19 protein-coding genes are annotated in these 18943 nt (G+C 64.9%); 10 read left to right on the top strand and 9 right to left on the bottom strand.

The genetic code is table 11. The features are described from left to right. Positions 1-7: 7 nt before the first annotated feature. Positions 8-2383, top strand: coding sequence for a TonB-dependent receptor plug domain-containing protein (locus tag ACZ1I2_RS21895; protein WP_465175854.1), 2376 nt, complete (start codon positions 8-10; stop codon positions 2381-2383). Next, positions 2383-3654 (top strand): aminotransferase class V-fold PLP-dependent enzyme, encoded by a 1272-nt coding sequence (locus ACZ1I2_RS21890; RefSeq protein WP_465175855.1) that lies wholly within the window; start codon positions 2383-2385, stop codon positions 3652-3654. Before ACZ1I2_RS21895 ends, ACZ1I2_RS21890 begins: the two co-directional genes overlap by 1 nt. 15 nt (positions 3655-3669) lie before the next feature. Here the strand turns inward: ACZ1I2_RS21890 and ACZ1I2_RS21885 are convergent, their stop codons facing one another. Together ACZ1I2_RS21885 and ACZ1I2_RS21880 are read right to left on the bottom strand one after the other, a co-directional pair. Continuing rightward, complete coding sequence (locus ACZ1I2_RS21885; RefSeq protein ID WP_465172077.1) at positions 3670-4371, bottom strand: hypothetical protein; 702 nt, start codon at positions 4369-4371, stop codon at positions 3670-3672. Next, complete coding sequence (locus ACZ1I2_RS21880; RefSeq protein WP_465172078.1) at positions 4368-5567, bottom strand: toxic anion resistance protein; 1200 nt, start codon at positions 5565-5567, stop codon at positions 4368-4370. The genes ACZ1I2_RS21885 and ACZ1I2_RS21880 overlap by 4 nt, the downstream gene beginning before the upstream one ends. Before the next feature lie 164 nt (positions 5568-5731). On the opposite strand from ACZ1I2_RS21880, the gene ACZ1I2_RS21875 reads away from it, so the two are divergent. Continuing rightward, positions 5732-6967: a glycoside hydrolase family 27 protein gene (locus tag ACZ1I2_RS21875; protein ID WP_465175856.1), complete on the top strand. Its 1236-nt coding sequence runs from the start codon at positions 5732-5734 to the stop codon at positions 6965-6967. 51 nt (positions 6968-7018) lie between these two features. On the opposite strand, the gene ACZ1I2_RS21870 is transcribed toward ACZ1I2_RS21875, so the two are convergent. Continuing rightward, positions 7019-7225: a hypothetical protein gene (locus tag ACZ1I2_RS21870; RefSeq protein ID WP_465172080.1), complete on the bottom strand. Its 207-nt coding sequence runs from the start codon at positions 7223-7225 to the stop codon at positions 7019-7021. 74 nt (positions 7226-7299) lie between these two features. Between ACZ1I2_RS21870 and typA the strand changes: the two genes are divergently transcribed. From typA to ACZ1I2_RS21855, 3 genes are all read left to right on the top strand, one after another. After that, positions 7300-9138 carry a translational GTPase TypA gene (gene typA / locus ACZ1I2_RS21865; protein WP_465175857.1) on the top strand — a complete coding sequence of 613 codons (1839 nt, stop codon included), beginning with the start codon at positions 7300-7302 and terminating at the stop codon, positions 9136-9138. Between the two features lie 81 nt (positions 9139-9219). Beyond that, positions 9220-9465, top strand: coding sequence for a hypothetical protein (locus tag ACZ1I2_RS21860; RefSeq protein WP_465172082.1), 246 nt, complete (start codon positions 9220-9222; stop codon positions 9463-9465). Positions 9466-9485: 20 nt separating this feature from the next. Continuing rightward, on the top strand, positions 9486-9875 hold the full coding sequence (locus ACZ1I2_RS21855) for a PIN domain-containing protein (RefSeq protein WP_465181530.1): 390 nt from the start codon (positions 9486-9488) through the stop codon (positions 9873-9875). Positions 9876-9886: 11 nt separating this feature from the next. On the opposite strand, the gene ACZ1I2_RS21850 is transcribed toward ACZ1I2_RS21855, so the two are convergent. Further along, positions 9887-10285 (bottom strand): EVE domain-containing protein, encoded by a 399-nt coding sequence (locus ACZ1I2_RS21850; protein WP_465175859.1) that lies wholly within the window; start codon positions 10283-10285, stop codon positions 9887-9889. Positions 10286-10366: 81 nt separating this feature from the next. On the opposite strand from ACZ1I2_RS21850, the gene ACZ1I2_RS21845 reads away from it, so the two are divergent. The 3 genes from ACZ1I2_RS21845 to ACZ1I2_RS21835 all read left to right on the top strand — a co-directional run bounded on the left by ACZ1I2_RS21845 (position 10367) and on the right by ACZ1I2_RS21835 (position 11725). Continuing rightward, positions 10367-10846, top strand: a complete 480-nt coding sequence (locus tag ACZ1I2_RS21845; RefSeq protein WP_465175860.1) for a DUF805 domain-containing protein — start codon at positions 10367-10369, stop codon at positions 10844-10846. Between the two features lie 134 nt (positions 10847-10980). Beyond that, the gene (locus ACZ1I2_RS21840; RefSeq protein ID WP_465175861.1) at positions 10981-11355 is read left to right on the top strand and encodes a hypothetical protein; all 375 of its coding nucleotides are present in this window, start codon (positions 10981-10983) and stop codon (positions 11353-11355) included. Between the two features lie 100 nt (positions 11356-11455). Then, the gene (locus ACZ1I2_RS21835; protein WP_465175862.1) at positions 11456-11725 is read left to right on the top strand and encodes a DUF3297 family protein; all 270 of its coding nucleotides are present in this window, start codon (positions 11456-11458) and stop codon (positions 11723-11725) included. Here the strand turns inward: ACZ1I2_RS21835 and ACZ1I2_RS21830 are convergent. Genes ACZ1I2_RS21830 through ACZ1I2_RS21815 form a run of 4 tightly spaced genes read right to left on the bottom strand, consistent with a single transcriptional unit; the run spans position 11658 to position 15297 of the window. Further along, positions 11658-12485, bottom strand: a complete 828-nt coding sequence (locus ACZ1I2_RS21830; protein ID WP_465175863.1) for an isocitrate lyase/PEP mutase family protein — start codon at positions 12483-12485, stop codon at positions 11658-11660. The two genes, ACZ1I2_RS21835 and ACZ1I2_RS21830, sit on opposite strands and share 68 nt — an antisense overlap. Positions 12486-12512: 27 nt before the next feature. Further along, on the bottom strand, positions 12513-13343 hold the full coding sequence (locus ACZ1I2_RS21825) for a class I SAM-dependent methyltransferase (RefSeq protein WP_465175864.1): 831 nt from the start codon (positions 13341-13343) through the stop codon (positions 12513-12515). Between the two features lie 50 nt (positions 13344-13393). Continuing rightward, positions 13394-14194 (bottom strand): LytR/AlgR family response regulator transcription factor, encoded by an 801-nt coding sequence (locus ACZ1I2_RS21820; protein WP_465172090.1) that lies wholly within the window; start codon positions 14192-14194, stop codon positions 13394-13396. After that, positions 14191-15297: a sensor histidine kinase gene (locus ACZ1I2_RS21815; protein ID WP_465172091.1), complete on the bottom strand. Its 1107-nt coding sequence runs from the start codon at positions 15295-15297 to the stop codon at positions 14191-14193. The genes ACZ1I2_RS21820 and ACZ1I2_RS21815 overlap by 4 nt, the downstream gene beginning before the upstream one ends. A 286-nt stretch (positions 15298-15583) precedes the next feature. On the opposite strand from ACZ1I2_RS21815, the gene ACZ1I2_RS21810 reads away from it, so the two are divergent. Beyond that, complete coding sequence (locus ACZ1I2_RS21810; protein ID WP_465172092.1) at positions 15584-16174, top strand: HD domain-containing protein; 591 nt, start codon at positions 15584-15586, stop codon at positions 16172-16174. Between the two features lie 96 nt (positions 16175-16270). Here ACZ1I2_RS21810 and ACZ1I2_RS21805 read toward each other — a convergent pair whose 3' ends face one another. After that, a complete protein-coding gene (locus tag ACZ1I2_RS21805; protein ID WP_465172093.1) occupies positions 16271-18925 on the bottom strand; it encodes a TonB-dependent receptor in 2655 nt (884 codons plus the stop codon). Between the last annotated feature and the right edge of the window lie 18 nt (positions 18926-18943).

The following is an 18943-nucleotide window of genomic DNA, read 5'->3' as shown; positions in this document are numbered from 1 at the left end:
GATATTGATGAAGCTTCTGCTCGGCAGCGCGGTGATCGCGCTGCACGTCGTCTGCGCGCCTGTCGCCCTGGCCCAATCCGTCGATACGGCGGCGGCCGACACCCCGGCCGAGGCGGATCAGGTCGTCGTCACCGGCACGCGCGATCGCGCGCGCAGCCAGTTTTCGACCCTTGCGCCGGTCGATGTCCTGTCCCGCGCGACGGTCGAATCAAGCGTGTCGGGCGATCTGAACGACACGCTCGCGCAGCTGCTTCCCTCGTTCAACGTCCAGCGCCTGCCCGCCGCCGATGGCCAGGCCTTTGTCCGTCCCGCGACGCTGCGCGGCCTTTCCGCCGACCAGACGCTCGTGCTGGTCAACGGCAAACGCTATCATCGCTCCGCGCTGCTCGGCACGCGCGGCGCTCAGTCGCCCGATCTCGCCAGCATCCCCAGCGCGGGCATCGGCCGGATCGAGGTGCTGCGCGATGGCGCATCGGCGCAATATGGGTCGGATGCCATTGCCGGCGTCATCAACATCATCCTCGACGAAGCCCCCGGGATGGACGCGTACGGGCAGGTCTCGCGCTATTATGCCGGGGACGGGAATGAATATCAGTGGGGCATCCACGCCGGGATCGCGCTCGGCGATCGTGGCGCCATCGCCTTCACCGGTCAGTTCGACCGGCAGGAACCCACCTCGCGCACGCGCCAGCGGCCGGATGCGATCGCCTTTCAGGCAGCCAATCCCCAGCTTCACGTGCCCAACCCGGTACAGCGCTGGGGCCAGCCGCAACAGGAGCGGATCAGCGGGGCGGTCAATGGCCATTACGACCTTGCCGAGGGCGCGACCTTCTATGTCTTCGGCACCGCCCAGCAGGGCGAGGGCGTGACCGATTTCAACTGGCGCAACCCGGTCGGCACCGCCAGCGTCTATGGCGCGAGCTCCGCCTTTCCCGGCTTTTCGTTCAACACGATCTATCCGACCGGTTTCACCCCGCGCTTCGGCACCGATTATAGCGACTATCAGTCGGTCGCCGGCCTTCGCGGCGACGCGAGCGATCGCTTCCATTATGATCTGAGTGCCTCGCTGGGCCGCAGCCGCATCGACTATACGCTCAACGAGAGCCTGAATGCCTCGCTTGGGCCGAACAGCCCGACCGGCTTCTATCTCGGCCGTCTCCAGCAGCGCGAGGTAAACCTCAACGCCGACTTCGTCTATCGCCTGCCCGTCGGCACGGACGATCCGGTCAATATCGCCTTTGGCGGCGAACGCCGCGTGGAGACATATCGGGTGTCGCCGGGCGATCCCGCGTCCTATGCCGTCGGCCCGGGCGCCCAGACCGGGCTTGCCCCCAACTCGAACGGCTTTCCCGGTTTCAGCCCGACTCAGTCGGGCGCATGGAGCCAGCGCAGCTATGCCGGCTATCTCGATCTCGAATGGAAGCCGGTCGAGATGGTGACGCTCGGCGCAGCCGGCCGTTACGAGGACTTCTCGGCGTTCGGGGATACCTTCACTTACAAGCTCGCCGGGCGGATCGAGCCGATGCACGGGCTCGCGGCGCGCATCACCTATTCGACTGGCTTCCGCGCGCCGACCCCGGCGCAGCTCAACACCCGCCAGGTGACTCAGGGGCTCGACACGCGCACGCTGCAGGTGTTCAACCAGGGCCGCCTTTCGCCCAACGATCCGCTGGCGCTCGCACTCGGGGCAAAACCGCTCACGCCGGAAAAATCGCGCACGCTGACCGCAGGCCTGACGGCGCAGACCGGCGGTCTCAGCGCCAGTATCGACCTCTATCAGATCGAGCTGGACGATCGCTTCGGCCAGTCCGCGACCTTTGCCGTGCCGGCGTCCTTCCCGAACCCGGATCGCTTCACTTCAGTCAGCTATTTCACCAATGATTTCGATACGCGCACCCGCGGCATCGACGTGGTCCTGGGCTATATCCGGGATATTGGGCCCGGCCGGGTCAATGTGGCGCTTGCCTACAACTACAATCAGACGCGCGTGCGCGGCGGCACCAGCGCCTCGATCCCCAACGAGACGCAACGGCGCATCTTTCAGGAGCGGCTGCCGCAGCACAACGCCACCGGCACGCTGAACTATACGATCGGCCCGGTCGGGCTGATGGTGCGCGGGCGTTATTACGGTGCCTGGACGGACGTCACGGGCAACGCCACGGGCGAGCTGTTCCAGCGCTTCGGTTCGACTGCGTTGTTCGACGCCGCGATCTCGTTCAAGATGACCCGGAACATATCGCTGCGTGTGGGGGCGGAGAACATTTTCGACACCTATCCGGATGAAGCCACCAACCAGGCCAATCGTGGCCTGATCTATTCGCGCAACGCCCCCTATGACACGGATGGCGGGCAATATTATGCCCGGGTCGGGCTGCGTTTCTGATGGGCGGCATTCGTCGCCGGTCCGTGATCGCGGGTGGCCTCGTGCTGCCCGCGGTCGTCGCCGCCGGCCGCGCCGCCGTGCCGCCCGACATGGACGATGACGCGTTCTGGCGATCGATCGCCGCCGAATATGATCCGCCCAGGGATGTGATCCAGCTCGAGAACGGCAATTGGGGCATGATGGCGCGGCCGGTGCTCCAGGCCTATCAGGAGACGGTCGCACGGGTGAACCGGGATACCAGCTATTATGCCCGGCGCGGAATGACGCGCGACATGATGGCGGCGCGGGATCAGGCCGCTGCCGCAATGGGGGTGAAGCCACAGGAACTCGTCTTCACCCGCAACGCGACCGAGGCGCTGGAGACGCTCATTCTCGGCTATAACCGTCTCCAGCCGGGCGATGCGGTGCTCTACGCCGATCTCGATTACGACAGCATGCAGGCCTGCATGGAAAGCCTGGCTGCGCGCCGCGGCGCCAAGGTCGCGCGTATAGCGCTGCCCGAACCGGCGACGCGCGCGTCGCTGGTCGATGCCTATGCGCAGGCAATGGCCGCGCATCCCCGGCTGAGGCTGATTCTGCTCACGCATCTCAGCCACCGCACCGGCCTTGTGCTGCCGGTCCGGGAGATCGCGGCGCTTGCCCGATCGCGCGGTATCGACGTGATCGTCGACGCCGCGCACAGCTGGGGCCAGCTCGATTTCAGCCTTGCCGATCTCGATTGCGATTTTGTCGGCATCAACGGGCACAAATGGCTCGGCGCGCCGCTCGGGGTCGCTTTCCTGCATGTCCGGGAAAGCGCGCTGGGCCGGATCGATCGCCATCCGGCGAATCCGGCACAAGGACAGGACGATCTTTTCAGCCGGGTCCATCTCGGCACCTATGATTTCGCGGCCGGCCTCACCGTTCCCGCCGCGCTTGCTTTCCAGGCCAGGATCGGCGGCAAGCGCCGCGCCGATCGCCTGAGCGCGTTACGCAATCGCTGGGTTGCCCGCGCGCGCACCGTGCCAGGCATCGAGGTCCTGACGCCCGACGATCCCGCGCTGCACGGGGCGATCACTTCCTTTCGAGTCAAGGGCGTGACCGACACGGCGGGCAATATGCGCATCGCGCGGCATCTGCTCGAACGGCACCGCATCTTCACGGTTCACCGCGACGGGATCGCCGCCGGGGCGTGCGTGCGCGTCACGCCGGCGCTGTTCACCAGTATGGAAGAAGTGGATCGCCTTGCCGGGGCGCTGCCCGGCGTCGTGGCGGCCGCCCGGGACGGGTGACCCGCCCGTCGGCTATTACGACTCCAGCCCATCGTCCCGGTACTTGATCTCCAGGAAGCGCCCGCGCGTTGCCAGCAGGTTGAGATCGCCCTCGGCCAGCTGCGCCGACATCTGGCCGATCTCCTGCTCGATCACCTTCAGCCCTTCGGCCAGTTGCGTATCGGGGGTCTTGCCATTGCGCTCGACGCCGCGCAGCGGCTGCGGCACCTTGGCATAGTCGCGAATCAGCTCGGGCAGCTGCTCGCCGACCAGCTTGCGGATCTCCGCCGCCGCAGGCTCACGCTCGTCCAGCGCGGCAAGCTGCGGCGCGAGCGTGTCGAGTTGCACCCCGATCCCGTCGACCAGGGTCTGGGCCGGGGCGGGCAGGGCCGGGCGCTGCTGCTCGAGCCACTGCTCGGTCTTGAGCGGCAGCGCCTTCAGCGGCACTTCGACCAGCTTCTCGGGCGCCACCGGCGCCTCCAGCGAGACGAAGGCGATCAGGAACGTCACCAGGATCAGCGCGGCGAAGACCAGCAGCGCCCCGCCCATGCCGATCGGCGAGAACCAGCCGAAGATGATCGTCGCGACGATGATCGCCAGGTCGGCGGTGACGATCAGCCCGGCGCGCTTGGCCAGGCCGGTGCCGCGCCGCCGCCGCTTGCGCTGCAGCAGCGCTTGTTCGCGCCGTTCGTTGAGGAACTGCGTCGATCTGGCGATCTGGCGATCGACATCGGTCATAAGGCTTCCAGCTTGAAGGTTTCGCCCCCGCTGCCCGAATTCTGCGCCGCGCCCTCGGCCCGGGCGATATAGCCCTTCGACTTCTCGACCTCGTTGCCCAGCACATTGACCGTGGTCTTCATCGAATCGAGCGCCTTCAGCTTGAAGGTGTCGATCGCGTCCATCGTGTCATAGATGTTCTGGAAGGCACGCTGCAGCGTCTCGATCGGGATGGTCGCACTCGCCGCCTGCTCATGGATCGTCGCGGTCTGGCTCTTGAGCAGCTTGCCGGTCGAATCGATGATGTTGGCAGTCGTGGTGTTGAGCGCGGTGATCTGCTCCAGCACCAGCTTCTGGTTGGTCAGCGCCTGCGCCACCGTCACTGCGGTGCGCAGCGCGGAAACCGTGGTGGTGGAGGCGCGGTCGACGCCCTTCACCAGCTCGACATTGTTCTTCTTGACCAGGTCGAGCGCGAGATAGCCCTGCACCGTCACCGCCATCTGGGTCAGCAGGTCCTGGGTGCGCTGGCGCACATAGAAAAGCGCGCTCTCGCGGATCGCCTTGGCCTTGGCCGGATCGGTATGGTCGAGCTCGTTGGCCTTGTCCTCCAGCTTCTCGTCCATCGTCTTGGACAGCACGATCATCTGCTCGAGCCGCCCCATCGCGTTCCACAGGTTCGCGCGTTCGACGTCGATCGCCGCATTGTCCATCAGCAGCTCGTCCTTGCCGCTGCCCAGGCTCTTCAGGATCGAGGCGATGTGAGTCTGCGAGCTCTTATAGCCGTCGAAATAATTGCGCATCTTGTTGCCGAACGGGATGACCCCGAACAGCTTCTTCGGCGCAAGCAGATTGCCCTGCTTGCCCGGATCGAGGTCCTCGATCGTGCGGCGCAGTTCGGCCAGGTCGGCGCCCACGCCCGATTCCTGGTTCATCGCCTTGACCGGCCGGTCGAGGAAGCGGTTCGACTGACCGGCCGCCTCGCGAATCTCCTTCTGGCCCATCGCGCTGATCGCATCGACGCGCTTGCCGAATTCGGGCGAGTTCACGTCCTGCGCGACCAGATCCTCGACGAAGGTCTCGACCCGCTGCTGCAGCTGGCTGCGCTTCGAATCGTCCACCGGCACGAGGCCGACGGCCTTTTCCGGCGCGACCACGGGCACGGGATCGGGCGGGGTAAGGACCAGATCGGTGGTCGCGGTGTCAGTCTGGGTCGCCATCACTCTCTCCACGCAGTCGCCGCCCTAGATGACGGCGATTCGAACGCGCTTCAAGTGTATCATTCAACTATAACACTTGTCACGTATCGGCAGGATAGCGGAAAAATGTTGCGCAAGCGATCTCCGCGACGTCAAATGACCAACGTTAGACAGGGGAGAAGTCGATGCTGCACGGGCTGCGCCGGATGGCGGCTGCATTTGTCATGGTGCTGATGCTCGCCACGGCGGCGAGCGCACAGGAAACGATCGATCCCAACCGTATCCCACCCTCGCGCGATCCGGCGCGGGTCGCCAACGGCCTCGCCCGGACCCCGCCGATGGGCTGGAACAGCTGGAACAAGTTCGGCTGCGACATCAGCGAAAAGACCGTCCGCGCGGTCGTCGACGCGATGGTGTCGAGCGGCATGCGCGATGCCGGCTATCATTATGTCGTGATCGACGATTGCTGGCACGGCGCGCGCGACAAGGACGGATTCATCACCGCCGATCCGGTCAAATTCCCCTCGGGCATCAGGCCGCTCGCCGATTACGTCCATGCCAGGGGGCTGAAGTTCGGCATCTATTCCGACGCCGGCATGAAGACCTGCGGCGGCCGGCCGGGCAGCCAGGGCCATGAATATCAGGATGCGCTGACCTATGCGCGCTGGGGCGTCGACTATCTGAAGTACGACTGGTGCTCCACCGGCACGCGCAACGCCGAGGAAGCCTATGCGCTGATGGCCGACGCGCTGAAGGCGAGCGGCCGGGAGATCGTGCTCAGCATCTGCGAATGGGGCCAGAACGATCCGTGGCGATGGGGCGCGAAGATCGGCAATCTGTGGCGCACGACCGGTGATATCGGCGACCGCTTCTCCGGTGAGGACAAGCAACATTGGTGGACGCACAGCCTGCTCGACATCATCGACCGCAACGAGCCGCTCTGGCCCTTTGCGGGGCCCGGCCACTGGAACGATCCCGATATGCTGGAGATCGGCAATGGCGGCATGACCGATACCGAATATCGCAGCCATTTCAGCCTCTGGGCGCTGATGGCCGCGCCGCTGATGGCGGGCAACGACATCGCCGCGATGAACTCGGCGACCAGCGCGATCCTGCTCAACAAGGATGTGATCGCGATCGACCAGGATCCGCTCGGCATCCAGGGGCATCGCGTTCGCGACGACGGCGATACCGAGGTCTGGGCGAGGCCCCTGGCGGATGGCGGCCGCGCGGTGATCCTGTTCAACCGCGGGGCGACGCCAGCAAGGATCAGGGCCGACTGGACCGAACTCGGCTATCCGCTCGGCCTGAAGGCGGAAGTGCGCGACCTGTGGGCCCACAAATCGCTCGGGCGCATGGCCGGCAGTTTCTCCGCGACGGTCGAGCCGCACGGCGTGGTGATGGTGCGGCTGCTGCCCTGACCCCACTTGCGCGTCCCCGGCGGAGGCCGGGGAAGGTAACGGGTGGGGCGCTCAGGTATGCGGTACCGTCACATATTGCATCGCGCCGATGTCATTGCCCTCGGTATCGAGAACCGGATCAGCGCGCCGAGCCGACCGCGAAGGTCGGTTCCACCCATTCAGCCCGCTGCCCTGCGCGCTATGGCGCGACGGAATGAGGCCGGTTTCGGCATGGGCGGCGCGCGGGCCGGAATCGGCCTCTGCCGCTTCCTGTGACATCCACCCTTTCCGCGACGCAGCAATTGCGCTATCGGCCCCCGCAACCTTTTCCCTGCAAAATATCGAGTGACCCAATGAGCCTCCGCAACGTGGCGATCATCGCCCATGTCGATCACGGCAAGACAACCCTGGTCGACCAGCTCTTCCGCCAGTCCGGCACCTTCCGCGACAACCAGCGCGTCGAAGAGCGCGCGATGGATTCGAACGACCTCGAAAAAGAGCGCGGCATCACCATCCTCGCCAAGCCGACCTCGATCGAATGGATCGACGGCGCCGGCGTCGCGACCCGCATCAACATCGTCGACACGCCCGGCCACGCCGATTTCGGCGGCGAGGTGGAGCGCATCCTCTCGATGGTCGACGGCGTGATCCTGCTGGTCGATTCGGCCGAAGGCGCGATGCCGCAGACCAAGTTCGTCACCGGAAAAGCCCTTGCTCTTGGCCTTCGGCCAATCGTCGTGGTCAACAAGGTCGACCGCAGCGACGCGCGCATCCAGGAAGTGCTCGACGAAGTGTTCGACCTGTTCGTGTCGCTCGAGGCGACCGACGAGCAGCTCGATTTCCCGGTGCTCTACGCCTCGGGCCGCAACGGCTATGCCTCGACCGACGAGAATGCGCGCGAGGGCACGCTGACCCCGATGTTCGAGACGATCGTCAGCCATATCCCGGCACCGGAGGTCGATGTCGATGCGCCCTTCACCTTCCTGGTGACGCTGCTCGACCGCGACAATTTCCTCGGCCGCATCCTCACCGGCCGCGTCAATTCCGGCACGGTGAAGCTCAACCAGCCGATCCACGCGCTGAACAATGACGGCAAGATCGTCGAGGCCGGCCGCGCGTCGAAGATAATGACCTTCCGCGGGCTCGAGCGCGTGCCGGCCGAAGAGGCCAAGGCAGGCGACATCATCTCGCTCGCCGGCCTGACCGTCGCGACCGTGTCCGACACCATCGCCGACATCTCGGTCAGCGAGCCGCTCCATGCCCAGCCGATCGATCCGCCGACCCTGTCGATGCGTTTCGCGGTGAACGATTCGCCGATGGCCGGCCGCGAAGGCACCAAGGTGACGTCGCGCATGATCCGCGACCGCCTGTTCCGCGAGGCCGAATCGAACGTCGCGGTCAAGGTGACCGAAGCCGCCGATCGCGACAGCTATGAAGTCGCCGGTCGCGGCGAGCTTCAGCTCGGCGTGCTGATCGAGACGATGCGCCGCGAAGGGTTCGAGCTCGGCATCAGCCGCCCGCGCGTGCTGTTCGGCGAGGACGAGAATGGCGGCCGGACCGAGCCGTACGAGACCGTGATCATCGACGTCGACGAGGAATATTCGGGCACGGTCGTCGAGAAGATGAACCTGCGCAAGGCCGAGATGACCGACATGCGTCCCTCGGGCGGCGGCAAGACCCGCATCACCTTCTCCGCGCCGTCGCGCGGCATGATCGGCTATCATGGCGAGTTCCTGTCGGACACGCGCGGCACCGGCATCATGAACCGGCTGTTCGAGAAATACGGTCCGCACAAGGGCCAGATCGAAGGCCGCAAGAACGGCGTGCTGATCTCGAACGGTTCGGGCGAGGCCAACAGCTATGCGCTCGGCCCGCTCGAGGAGCGCGGCATCCTGTTCGTCGGGCATGGCGAGGCGCTGTACGAGGGCATGATCGTCGGCGAGAACGCCAAGAACGATGACCTCGAAGTCAATCCGATGAAGGCGAAGCAGCTCACCAACTTCCGCGCCTCGGGCGGCAAGGACGACGCGATCCGCCTCACCCCGCCGAAGAAGATGACGCTGGAACAGGCCATCGCCTATATCGACGACGACGAAATGGTCGAGGTGACGCCAAAGTCGATCCGCCTGCGCAAGCGCTACCTCGATCCGCACGAGCGGAAAAAGGCATCGCGCGCCAAGCAGGCCGCCTGAGCCTGACGCGAACGCGAAGAGCGGAAGGGCAGCGCACCCCGGTGCGTTGCCATCATGCCATCAAAATGCTATCGCGCCATCATGAACGCACCGCAGCTTTCGGTTCGCTCCGCGCGGGCGCGCGATCTGGCGCATAAGCTCTCGCGGCAGGAGCGGCGGCCAATTCATGCGATCGTCGAGGATGCGCTGCTGGAATATGCCCGGCGCCATCCGGAACCCAGCGCAGCCGCCTTCCTCAAGCGTTTGAAGAGCCTGGCGGTGGAGGACGCGGATCTCGATGCGCTGATCGCGGAGAATCGCGTGCCGCATGAGGGCATCACGCTTTGATCCTTCTCGACACGAATGTGATGTCGGAATTGATGAAGGCTAACCCCGATCCTGCCGTCGAGCGATGGTTTCTGCTGAACGAATCCGAGTGTGTCCTGGCATCGGTTGCGATCGGCGAACTGGCGTATGGCGTCGCCAGGCTCAACGACGGTTCGCGCAAGGCGCGTCTCGCCGAACAGATTGCGGAGTGGCGTTTCCATTTCGCGGGGCGCAGCCACGCCTTCGCCATGACGACGGCGCTGGTCTATGGCGATATCCTCGGCAAGGCGCGGCGAAACGGCCGGCCGATGTCGGTCCCGGACGCGCAGATCGCAGCCATCGCAAGCGAGCATGGCTGCGCGCTTGCGACCCGCAACGGCTCCGATTTCATCGTCACCGAACTGGCGCTGATCGATCCCTGGAAGGATTGACCAGGTCGGGATCAGGCGCCCATCCCCGTCAGTACCGCCCATTGGGCGTCGCTGACGGGGCTGACCGACAATCGCGACTGGCGCAGCATCTCCATGCCCGCGAGCTTCGGCTCGGCCTTCATCGCCGCCAGGGTGACGGGTTTGGCCAGCGCCTCGACCGGCTTGACCGCAACCGACACCCAGCGCGGTTCGTCGCCGTCCTGCTGCGCGGTGCGGGCGATCTCCATTACGCCGACGGCCGCCTTTTCCTTGCCGCTATGATAGAAGAGCCCGCGATCGCCCACCGCCATCGCCTTCAGGTGAAGCGCCGCCGCCGGATTGCGCACCCCGGTCCATTCCGTCGTGCCCTCGCGGATCAGGTCGTCCCAGCTATAGCTTTCCGGTTCGGATTTTAGCAGCCAGTACGCCATCATCGCCTCCTTGGATGAACCCAACTTTACTTTGGCCGACAGGCGTTTCAACGTCCATGGCCGGAGAGGGGAAGCGCAACCATGGACGATATGCTGCTGCCGCTGCGCCGCTATGCCGATTTCCGCGGCCGGTCGCAGCGCAAGGAATATTGGCTGTTCGTCCTGTTGCAGTGGCTGCTCCTCCTGCCGGTCGGGGTGGTCTTCGTGATGCTCGGCGGCGACGCGCAGAAGCTGCTCGACGCACCCTTCACGCTCCAGGGCGGCGCCGGCGATATGGTGCAGATCATCGGCCTGGCGGCGTTCCTCGCGCTGGTGATTCCCTTCCTCGCGGTCCAGGTGCGGCGGCTGCACGATCAGGACCGGACGGGCTGGTGGATCCTGCTCGGCGCGGTGCCGTTCGGCCAGTTCCCGCTGATCGCCCTGATGTGTTTCGACGGCACGTCCGGCGCCAACCGCTTCGGCCCCGATCCCAAGCGCCGCGACACCGTCCACCGCCAGGACTGGCGCGATGCGCCGGTCGATGCGGCGCGTGTCGTCCAGCGCCCCACGCTCGGCGACTGATCCGCTGAACCCTCGCTAAACACCCCATTCCGCACGGGTTCAGACCGACCCTGCCACAAGGTTGCAACAAGCTGCACGGCTTCCGCGTTATACCCCCGATGCGGAAACGGGCTTGCTGAGTAGAGGAGGTTGAGATGAACATTCTAGTGAAGAAGGCCGGCCTCGGCGTGGCGCTCGCCGCGACGGCGCTGACCACGGCGCTGCCGGCGGACGCGCAGCGCTATCGCCGCTACCACCGTGACGACGGCACCGGCACCGCGATCGTCGCCGGCATTGCCGGCCTCGCGATCGGCGCCGCCATTGCGTCGAGCAGCAATGACCGCGACCGTTATTACCGCCAGCGCGGCTATGATCCCTATTATGACGACGGCTATTATCGCAGCCACGGCTATTATCCGAACGACGGCTATTACGCCTATCGCTACCGTCAGAACTATAACCGCTGCTGGGTCGAGCGCCGCTACGACCGCTATTATGGCCGCAGCGTCCGGGTCCGCGTCTGCAACTGATCGCGACCCTCGGCTGAACGAGACGGCGCGGACTCGCTCCGCGCCGTTTTCGTATCCATGCTCTGGCATCGCGCGCGATTTTGCGTCATGAGCCCGCCCCATGACCGACACACCGCCAGACCGCCTGTCCTCCAACCCGCGCAGCCCCTTTTTCGACGAGGAGAAGCTCTCCCGCGGGATCGGCATCCGCTTCAAGGGCGCGGAACGCCGCGACGTGGAGGAATATTCGATCTCCGAAGGCTGGATCCGCGTCGCCCTCGGCAAGAAGGTCGATCGCCACGGCCAGCCGCTGACCCTGAAGCTCAGCGGACCTGTCGAGGCCTGGTTCGAGAATCCAGCCCCCGGCGCCGCGGACGAGCCGGAGGAATAACCTCCGCCTGGTTCCAGTCGAACGCCGCCTGCGCGGCCGCGGTCAGCGCGGCCATCGCGGTGCGATAGGGGTTCGGCCCATGACTGATCCGCGAAACGCCGACAGCAGCGACCTCGCGCGCGCCGGGCGCGCCCGGGAACGCCATGAAATTGACCGGCAACGGTACGTCGCGACAGATCCTGCCCAGCAGGTCCAGGTCGACCAACCCGGGCACGAAAAAGCCGCTGGCGCCCGCCGCCGCATAGGCCAGGCCGCGTTCAATCGCCGCGTCGACCTTCGCGTCGTCATGCGTGTCGGGCCCGTTCTGCAGGAAGATGTCGGTGCGCGCGTTGATGAAGAAGGGCACGCCCGTCGCGCCCCGCATCGCCGCGATCCGTGCGACCTGGACGTCGCTCGGGTGCAGCCCTTCGCCGCCCACCACCTGGTCCTCGAAATTGCATCCGATCGCGCCGGTCGCCGCGAGCCGTGTCGCGTTGGCCGCGATGTCCTTGGGTGCGATGGCATAGCCGCCCTCGAAATCGATCGATACCGGCAGGTCGACCGCGCCGGCGATCCGCGTCGCGCCTGCCAGCGCGATCTCCAGCGGCAGTCCTTCGCCGTCGCCATAAGCCTGCGCCGCGGCGACTGACCAACTGCCGGTCGCGATCGCCTTCGCCCCCGCGCTCGCCACGGCGCGCGCGCTGCCCGCGTCCCAGGCATTGTAGAGGATCACCGGATTGCCCGGCACGTGCAACGCCGCGAAAGCCCTGAATTTTTCCATCACGCCTCGACCCGGTTCTGTTTGGCCCTATTTGCGGCGGCGCAGGCGGTGGGTCAATCGGTCAAGCGGCCCGAGCCTCGGCTCCGCCGGCTCGCCCTTGGGATGAGTGGCGTCGAAATGCGCGAACGCGGATAGGTCCCGCGCCGCCCATAGCTCGACCCGGTGCCGGCCACCCTCCGTCACGCGATCGAACCGCAGCCGGGCATGCGGGAAACCACACCATGCCAGCATCTCGCGGATCACCTTGTCGCTGGTCGGATACCAGGCCAGCCGGTCGACCCCCGACATCACCAGCGTACGGCTTTCGGGATTGAGCACGAACCCCTCGCGCTTGCCCGGCAAGGTCGCGGTGTTGACGATGATCAGCTCCCTGGTCAGGTCGGCCGCGATCTTCAGCCCCGCCACCGGATCGGGCAGGTGATAGAGGATGCCGCTGAACAAGGTCACGTCGAACGGCTTCAGGCCGATCTGCGGCAGATCCTCGAGGCTGCATGTGCCCGTATCGATATCCTCGCTCGGCAGATGCTCGGCCAGGAACCGCGCCTGCCTGATCCAGTGTTCGCGCACGTCGAAACCGAAGCAGCGCCCGGCACCGAGCCGCCGCGCGGCGAAGAGAAAGCCGCCGGCGTTGCAGGCGCAGTCGAGAAAGGACCGGCCCGCCAGCCCGTCGGGAAAAAGATGCCCGACCGCCCTGGCGAAACCGCGATAGGGATCAAGCAGCGTGGGCGTACCGATCACCGGATCGGGTTCGGGCTGAAAGGCCGGATCCCCGGTCCACACCCCCGGCGCGATCTCGACATTGTGATGCCACGGCCCCAGTCGCCTGATCTCCGCGCCAAGCTCTTCCGCTGTCGCCATCCCGCCACGTCCCCCGCGTCGTTACCGCGCGACGGCGCGGCCCCGCGGAATCAATGCACGAAGCGCGCGACCACGTCACGATAGGAACGCGACACCTTCACCTGCGCGCCCGATCCGAGCACCAGGAAGCATTCGCCATTGGTATGCGGCTTCACTTCCTTCACCAGATCGAGGTTGACGATGGTGGAGCGGTGCACGCGCTGGAAGCGGCGCGGGTCGAGCCGTTTCTCCAGGTCCTTCATCGTCTCGCGCAGGATCAGCGTATTATCGCCGGTATAGATGCACATGTAATCGCCGGCCGCGTCGATCCGTTCGATCGTGTCGACATCGACGCGGAAAATCTGCCCGCGGTCCTTGATGTTGATCAGCTTCTCGAAGCGATTGGCCGAGACCTGTTCGCCGCCATCGGCCAGGTTCTCGACCGATTCCGGCGCCACTTCGGCCAGCACTTCCTTCAGCCGGTCGACTTCCTCGATGCCGCGCTTCTCGGCGAGGCGCTGGCGCACCCGGTCGAGCGTGTCGGCCAGGCGCGATTCCTCGACCGGCTTCATCAGATAATCGACCGCCTGGGCCTCGAACGCCTTCAGCGCATGGTCCGAATAGGCGGTGACGAACACGAACAAAGGGGGTTCGACCTCCATCAGGCCCTGGACGACCGAGAAGCCGTCGAAACCGGGCATCTGGATGTCGAGGAAGACGAGGTCGGGCTTGTGAGTCTTGATGCTGCGAATGGCTTCGCGGCCATTCTGGCATTTGTCGATGATCTCGACATCCTCGTGCGCCTGGAGGCGAAGTTCGAGCCCCTGGATCGCCAGGGGTTCGTCGTCCACCAATATCGTACGGATCGTCATGCTACCTCTCTAACCGGTTCCTGAAGCTGGAACGGAATCTCGATCTCGACCCCGAAACCGCCGCCGGGGATGGAGCGGGTCTCGAAGCGGTGGTCAGGCCCATAAGCTTGAGCAAGCCGCTCCCTTATATTGGCGAGCCCAACCCCGGTTGAAAGGCTTGGACGTGCTTTCATTTCATTCAAGCCCGGCCCGGTGTCGGATACGGCGATCTGCACCCGATCCCCGGCGAGCCGCGCCGTGACCGCGATTTCGGCGCCTTCCTCCTTGGGGGTGACGGCATATTTGATCGCATTTTCGACCAGCGGCTGCAGCAGCAAAGAGGGTAAACGCGCCTTGGCGACGCGTGGATCCACATCGAAATTCGGGCGCAGCCGGTCCTCGAAGCGCATCTTCTCGATCTCGAGATACAGCTTCAGCGTCTCCACCTCCTGCGCGATCGTCACATGCGCGGTCGGCTCGTTGGCCAGGGTGTAGCGCAGGAAGGACGACAGACGGCTCAGCATCGCATTGGCGCGTTCGGTCTGCTTGAGCAGCACCAGGGTCGAGATCGAATTGAGCGTGTTGAACAGGAAATGCGGGTTGAGCTGATAGCGCAGCATCGCCAGCTGCGCCGAGCTCGCCTGATTGCCCAGTGCCTCGAGCTGGTCGATCTGCTCCTCGACGATCAGGTAGAAATTGATCCCGAAATAGAGCGCGGACCAGCCGGCCAGCACGGTGAAGTTCAGGAACACGGTGCCCAGCACCAGGCTGAAATTCAGGCCCGGATTGGCCATCTTGATGAACGAGAAGGAAAAGGCGTCGAGCACCGCGTACAACACGGTCGCCGCGCCCAGGGTCAGGATCGTCAGGATCACCGCCGCGATGCGCGGCTGGTGCCGGTAATAATGGTAGAGCGTCGAGAGCAGCAGCGTGATGCAATAGCCGACGATCGATTCGACGATGACCAGCAGGGTCGCGGTCAGGTCGAGCCCGTTGGAGATGCTGGAGACGCTGCGCAGGATCAGATAGCCGGTCCAGCCCGCCGCCTGGAGCCGCCAGAAGGCACGGCTCTTGTCTTCGAAAAAGGGCCGCGAGAAGATCGCGGGCTTGGTGAACAACGGCATGGGCGGGGGTCTTAACCCGACTGGGACCGATGCGCAAAGTGGAGTAGGGTGCCGCGAGGCTGTCGGATAGGATATCGCGACGCATTCTTCTCCCTCTCCCCTTGTGGGAGAGGGAAGGGGCCCATCGCGAAGCGATGGGAAGGGTGAGGGGGACACGCGCCGTTGCGGTTCCGAACCTCACTCCCCCTCATCCGGCCCTTCGGGCCACCTTCTCCCACAGGGGGAGAAGGGAGGGAGGTGCGAACGGGATGCGAATAACCCTTCAGCTCGAAGGAGAGAGAGAAGCATGAACCAGCATCAGGACCGCGCGCAATTCACCGCGATGAGCGGGGGCACCCAGCAGGACTGGAACATCATCGGCGGCCATTTCCGTGATTATGCGCGTGACTTGCCGGCTCGCGTGCTCACCCATCTCAAGCTGCTCGACGGCGATTTCGGCGGCTTCCCGGTCGACCGGCTCGAACATTCGCGCCAGACCGCGACCCGCGCGCACCAGGACGGCCGGGACGAGGCCTATGTCGTGATGGCGCTGCTCCACGACATCGGCGACACGCTCGGCACCTTCAACCATCCGGAGATCGGCGCGGCGATGCTCCGGCCCTTCGTGTCGGAGGAGCTGCACTGGATCGCCAACACGCACGGCGTGTTCCAGGGCTATTATTTCTTCCACTATCTCGGGATGGACCGGGATCTGCGCGAGAATTACCGCGGCCATGCGCATTTCGAGGCCTGCGCCGAATTCTGCGAGAAATACGATCAGTCGGCCTTCGACCCGGCCTATGAAAGCGCACCGCTGAGCTTCTTCGAGCCGATGGTCGGGCGCGTGTTCTCGCGGCCGATCAACTCGGTCTATGCGGTGGCAACCGACGTCGCCTGACGCGGCCGGCCGTATCGCTCCGACGACTATCTTCGGACAAAAAAAGGCCGCCGTCCCGATTGGGACGGCGGCCGATTTTTTAGAAGCCCGTGACGATCAGAACTGAGTGTTCAGCGTCAGGATGAAAGCGCGCGGGCTGCCGATCTGAACGAACGGAACATTGTACTGCACCGTCGAACCGCCGGTGAAGCCGCCGACATAATAGGTGTTGAACAGGTTCTGCACGTTGACCTGCACGAAGGTCTTGTCGTTGAGGCCGGCCCAGCCCATCGACAGGCGACCCTGCAGGTCGACCTGGGTGTAGGCCGGGGTCTTGGCGGGATAGACCTGATAAGCCACCGCCGTTGCCGTCGGGCACGCCTGGTTGACGAGCGAGGCCGTGCACTGGAGGTTCGGCAGATTCTGGTCGTTCAGGTAACGCGAACCGGTCCGCTTCGCCTGTACGCCCAGTTCGACCGGTCCCAGATTGCCCTGGATGCGGCCGCCGAAGGTGTAGACCGGCGCACCGGACTCACGCTTGCCCTGGGTCAGGGCGTAGATCGGGTTACCGATCGCGGTGCAGGCCGCGGTGACGACCGTGCATTCGCCGATCACCACGTTGTTCTTGATTTCCGACTTCAGGTACGAACCGAAGGCGTACAGCGAGACTTCCGGGATCGGACGATAGGCGAAGCTGCCGTCGATGCCGTATTTGTCCACGCGACCGAGGTTGCGATAGATCGTCTGGTCGGTGAGCACGTCAAACGCGCTCGCCAGGCGATTGGTGAACCGCGTGAACCAGGGGCTGATCGTCGCCTGGATCTTGCTCGACGTGTAACGGACGCCGGCGTCGAAATTGTCGCTGGTCTCCGGCGTCGGATGCGCTGCGGGATTGCTCAGCGCATAGAAGAAGCTCTGATACAGGTTGTCCGTGCCGGGAACCTGCAAGCCCTTCGAATAATTGATATAAGCGGTGAAGTGATCGGCGAACTTAACGGTCGCGCCGACGTTCGGCAGCACGCGGTTATAGGTGTAGGTGCGCTTCTGCGGCGCCGCGAACCCGGGATTGGCGGTCGCGTAGGTCGCATTGTCCGCGCTGTTGCCGCGGCCAAGGCAGTCGACATTGCCGTTCGCTGCAGTGGTAAAGCAGAAGTTGTTGAGGTTGCGCTTGAAGAACGGTGCGCGGACGCCGACATTGACCGTCAGCATGCCGAAGGTGCCGCGATATTCGCCGGCGACCTGGTCGAGGATCGCGAACGACAGGCGATCGCGCTTTTCGACGATGCGGCCATTGGCGCTTCGGACCGGGCTGTTGATCGGGAAGACGTCTGTCGGGAAGCCGTTCTGCTGGAGCGGCGCAAGCTCGCCGGTCTGACGATGGCGGCCATAATCGTGCGAATAGCTGATACGGACCGAGTGATCGTCGTTGATCTCGTAGCGCAGCGACGAGATCAGGCCGTACCGATGCGTGACGGTCTGGCTCGGCGCAAGGAAAGTCACGCCCGTGAAGCCGCTGCACGATGCGCCGGCCGGGGTGCAGGTGTCGAGGACGTCCCCGTCGCCATTGAGATCGCGGCCGAGATAATAATTGCCGCCGACAAAGCCCTGGTAGGAAACGCCACCGATCGTGCGAACGCCTTCACGCCCGGTCACGGTGCCGCCGCCATTGGCCTTCACATACTGGAAGCTCGGCTCGACCGTGAGGACGAGGCCAGGCGTGAGGGTGAAGCGCGAGCTGACGCGGATATTGCCGGTGTTCGACGGATTGTAGCGCTCGTCGAACGTCGTGCCGCAGGTATTGGTGGCGTCCTGGACACCCGCCTGAGGCGTATCGACCTGGCAGCGCGGAACATTGTACGGCAGTTCGTCGCGGCTGATCGGGAAGCGATTGCTCGAGCCGGTGCCCGGGGTGCGGACCGCGCCGGGGACCAGTGTCGGAACGCCGCCTACGATGGAGGAGGTGTAGACGTTCGAATCGAGCCGCAGCGGGGCCGAACCGAAGAAGTTGTTGCGGTTGACGTTGTAGTTCGCCGCGACCGAGATGAAATCGCCATTGCTGCCGATCGGCTGATAGACGCGGCCGTTATACTGCGCCTTGTCGATCCGCCCGAAATTGTTGAACACCACATTGTTCTCGGCGTGGCTGGCGGAGAGCCAGGCCTTGGTGCCGAAAGAGGTGAATTCGCCCGTGTTGACCAGGCCGAAGACGCGGAAGAAATTATAGTCGCCAACCGAGCCCTGCAGGCGCGCACCGAACTCGTCGGTGGGCATGATCGTGCGATAGTTGACGGTGGAACCCGAAGCGGCCGCCGTGGGGCTGTCGACATCCGTCGAGCCGAAGCTGACATTGACCTGGTCGATCAGCTCGGGGTCGAGCTGCTGGTTCGCATACAGCGCGTAGTTGCCGGTGTCGTTCAGCGGAACGCCGTCGAACGTCAGCGAGATACGGCTCGCATCGAAGCCGCGGATCGTCAGGGTGCCGCCGGCGGAGCCGAACGGATCGTTGTTCTGGAAGCTGACGCCCGGGAGCTGGTTGATCGTATCGAGGATCGTGTTGCCCGGGGTCTGCTTGCTGATGAATTCCTGCGTCAGGACGCCCTTGGCCTTGCTCGTATCGGGAATCTGCACGCCGGCGACGCCACGGTCGGTGCGGGCGCCGGTGACGACGATGTCACCACCCTCGAAATCCACCGTACCGGCGGATTGAGCGAACGCGGCGCCCGGCAGCATCAGCGCTGCGAACGCAACGCCCATAAAAAGTTTATTTCGCATGATTTTCCCCTTTGAGGC

It is taken from the genome of Sphingomonas sp. BL-S-29 (assembly GCF_055521495.1).
This window is presented reverse-complemented; position numbering and strand designations above follow the sequence as displayed.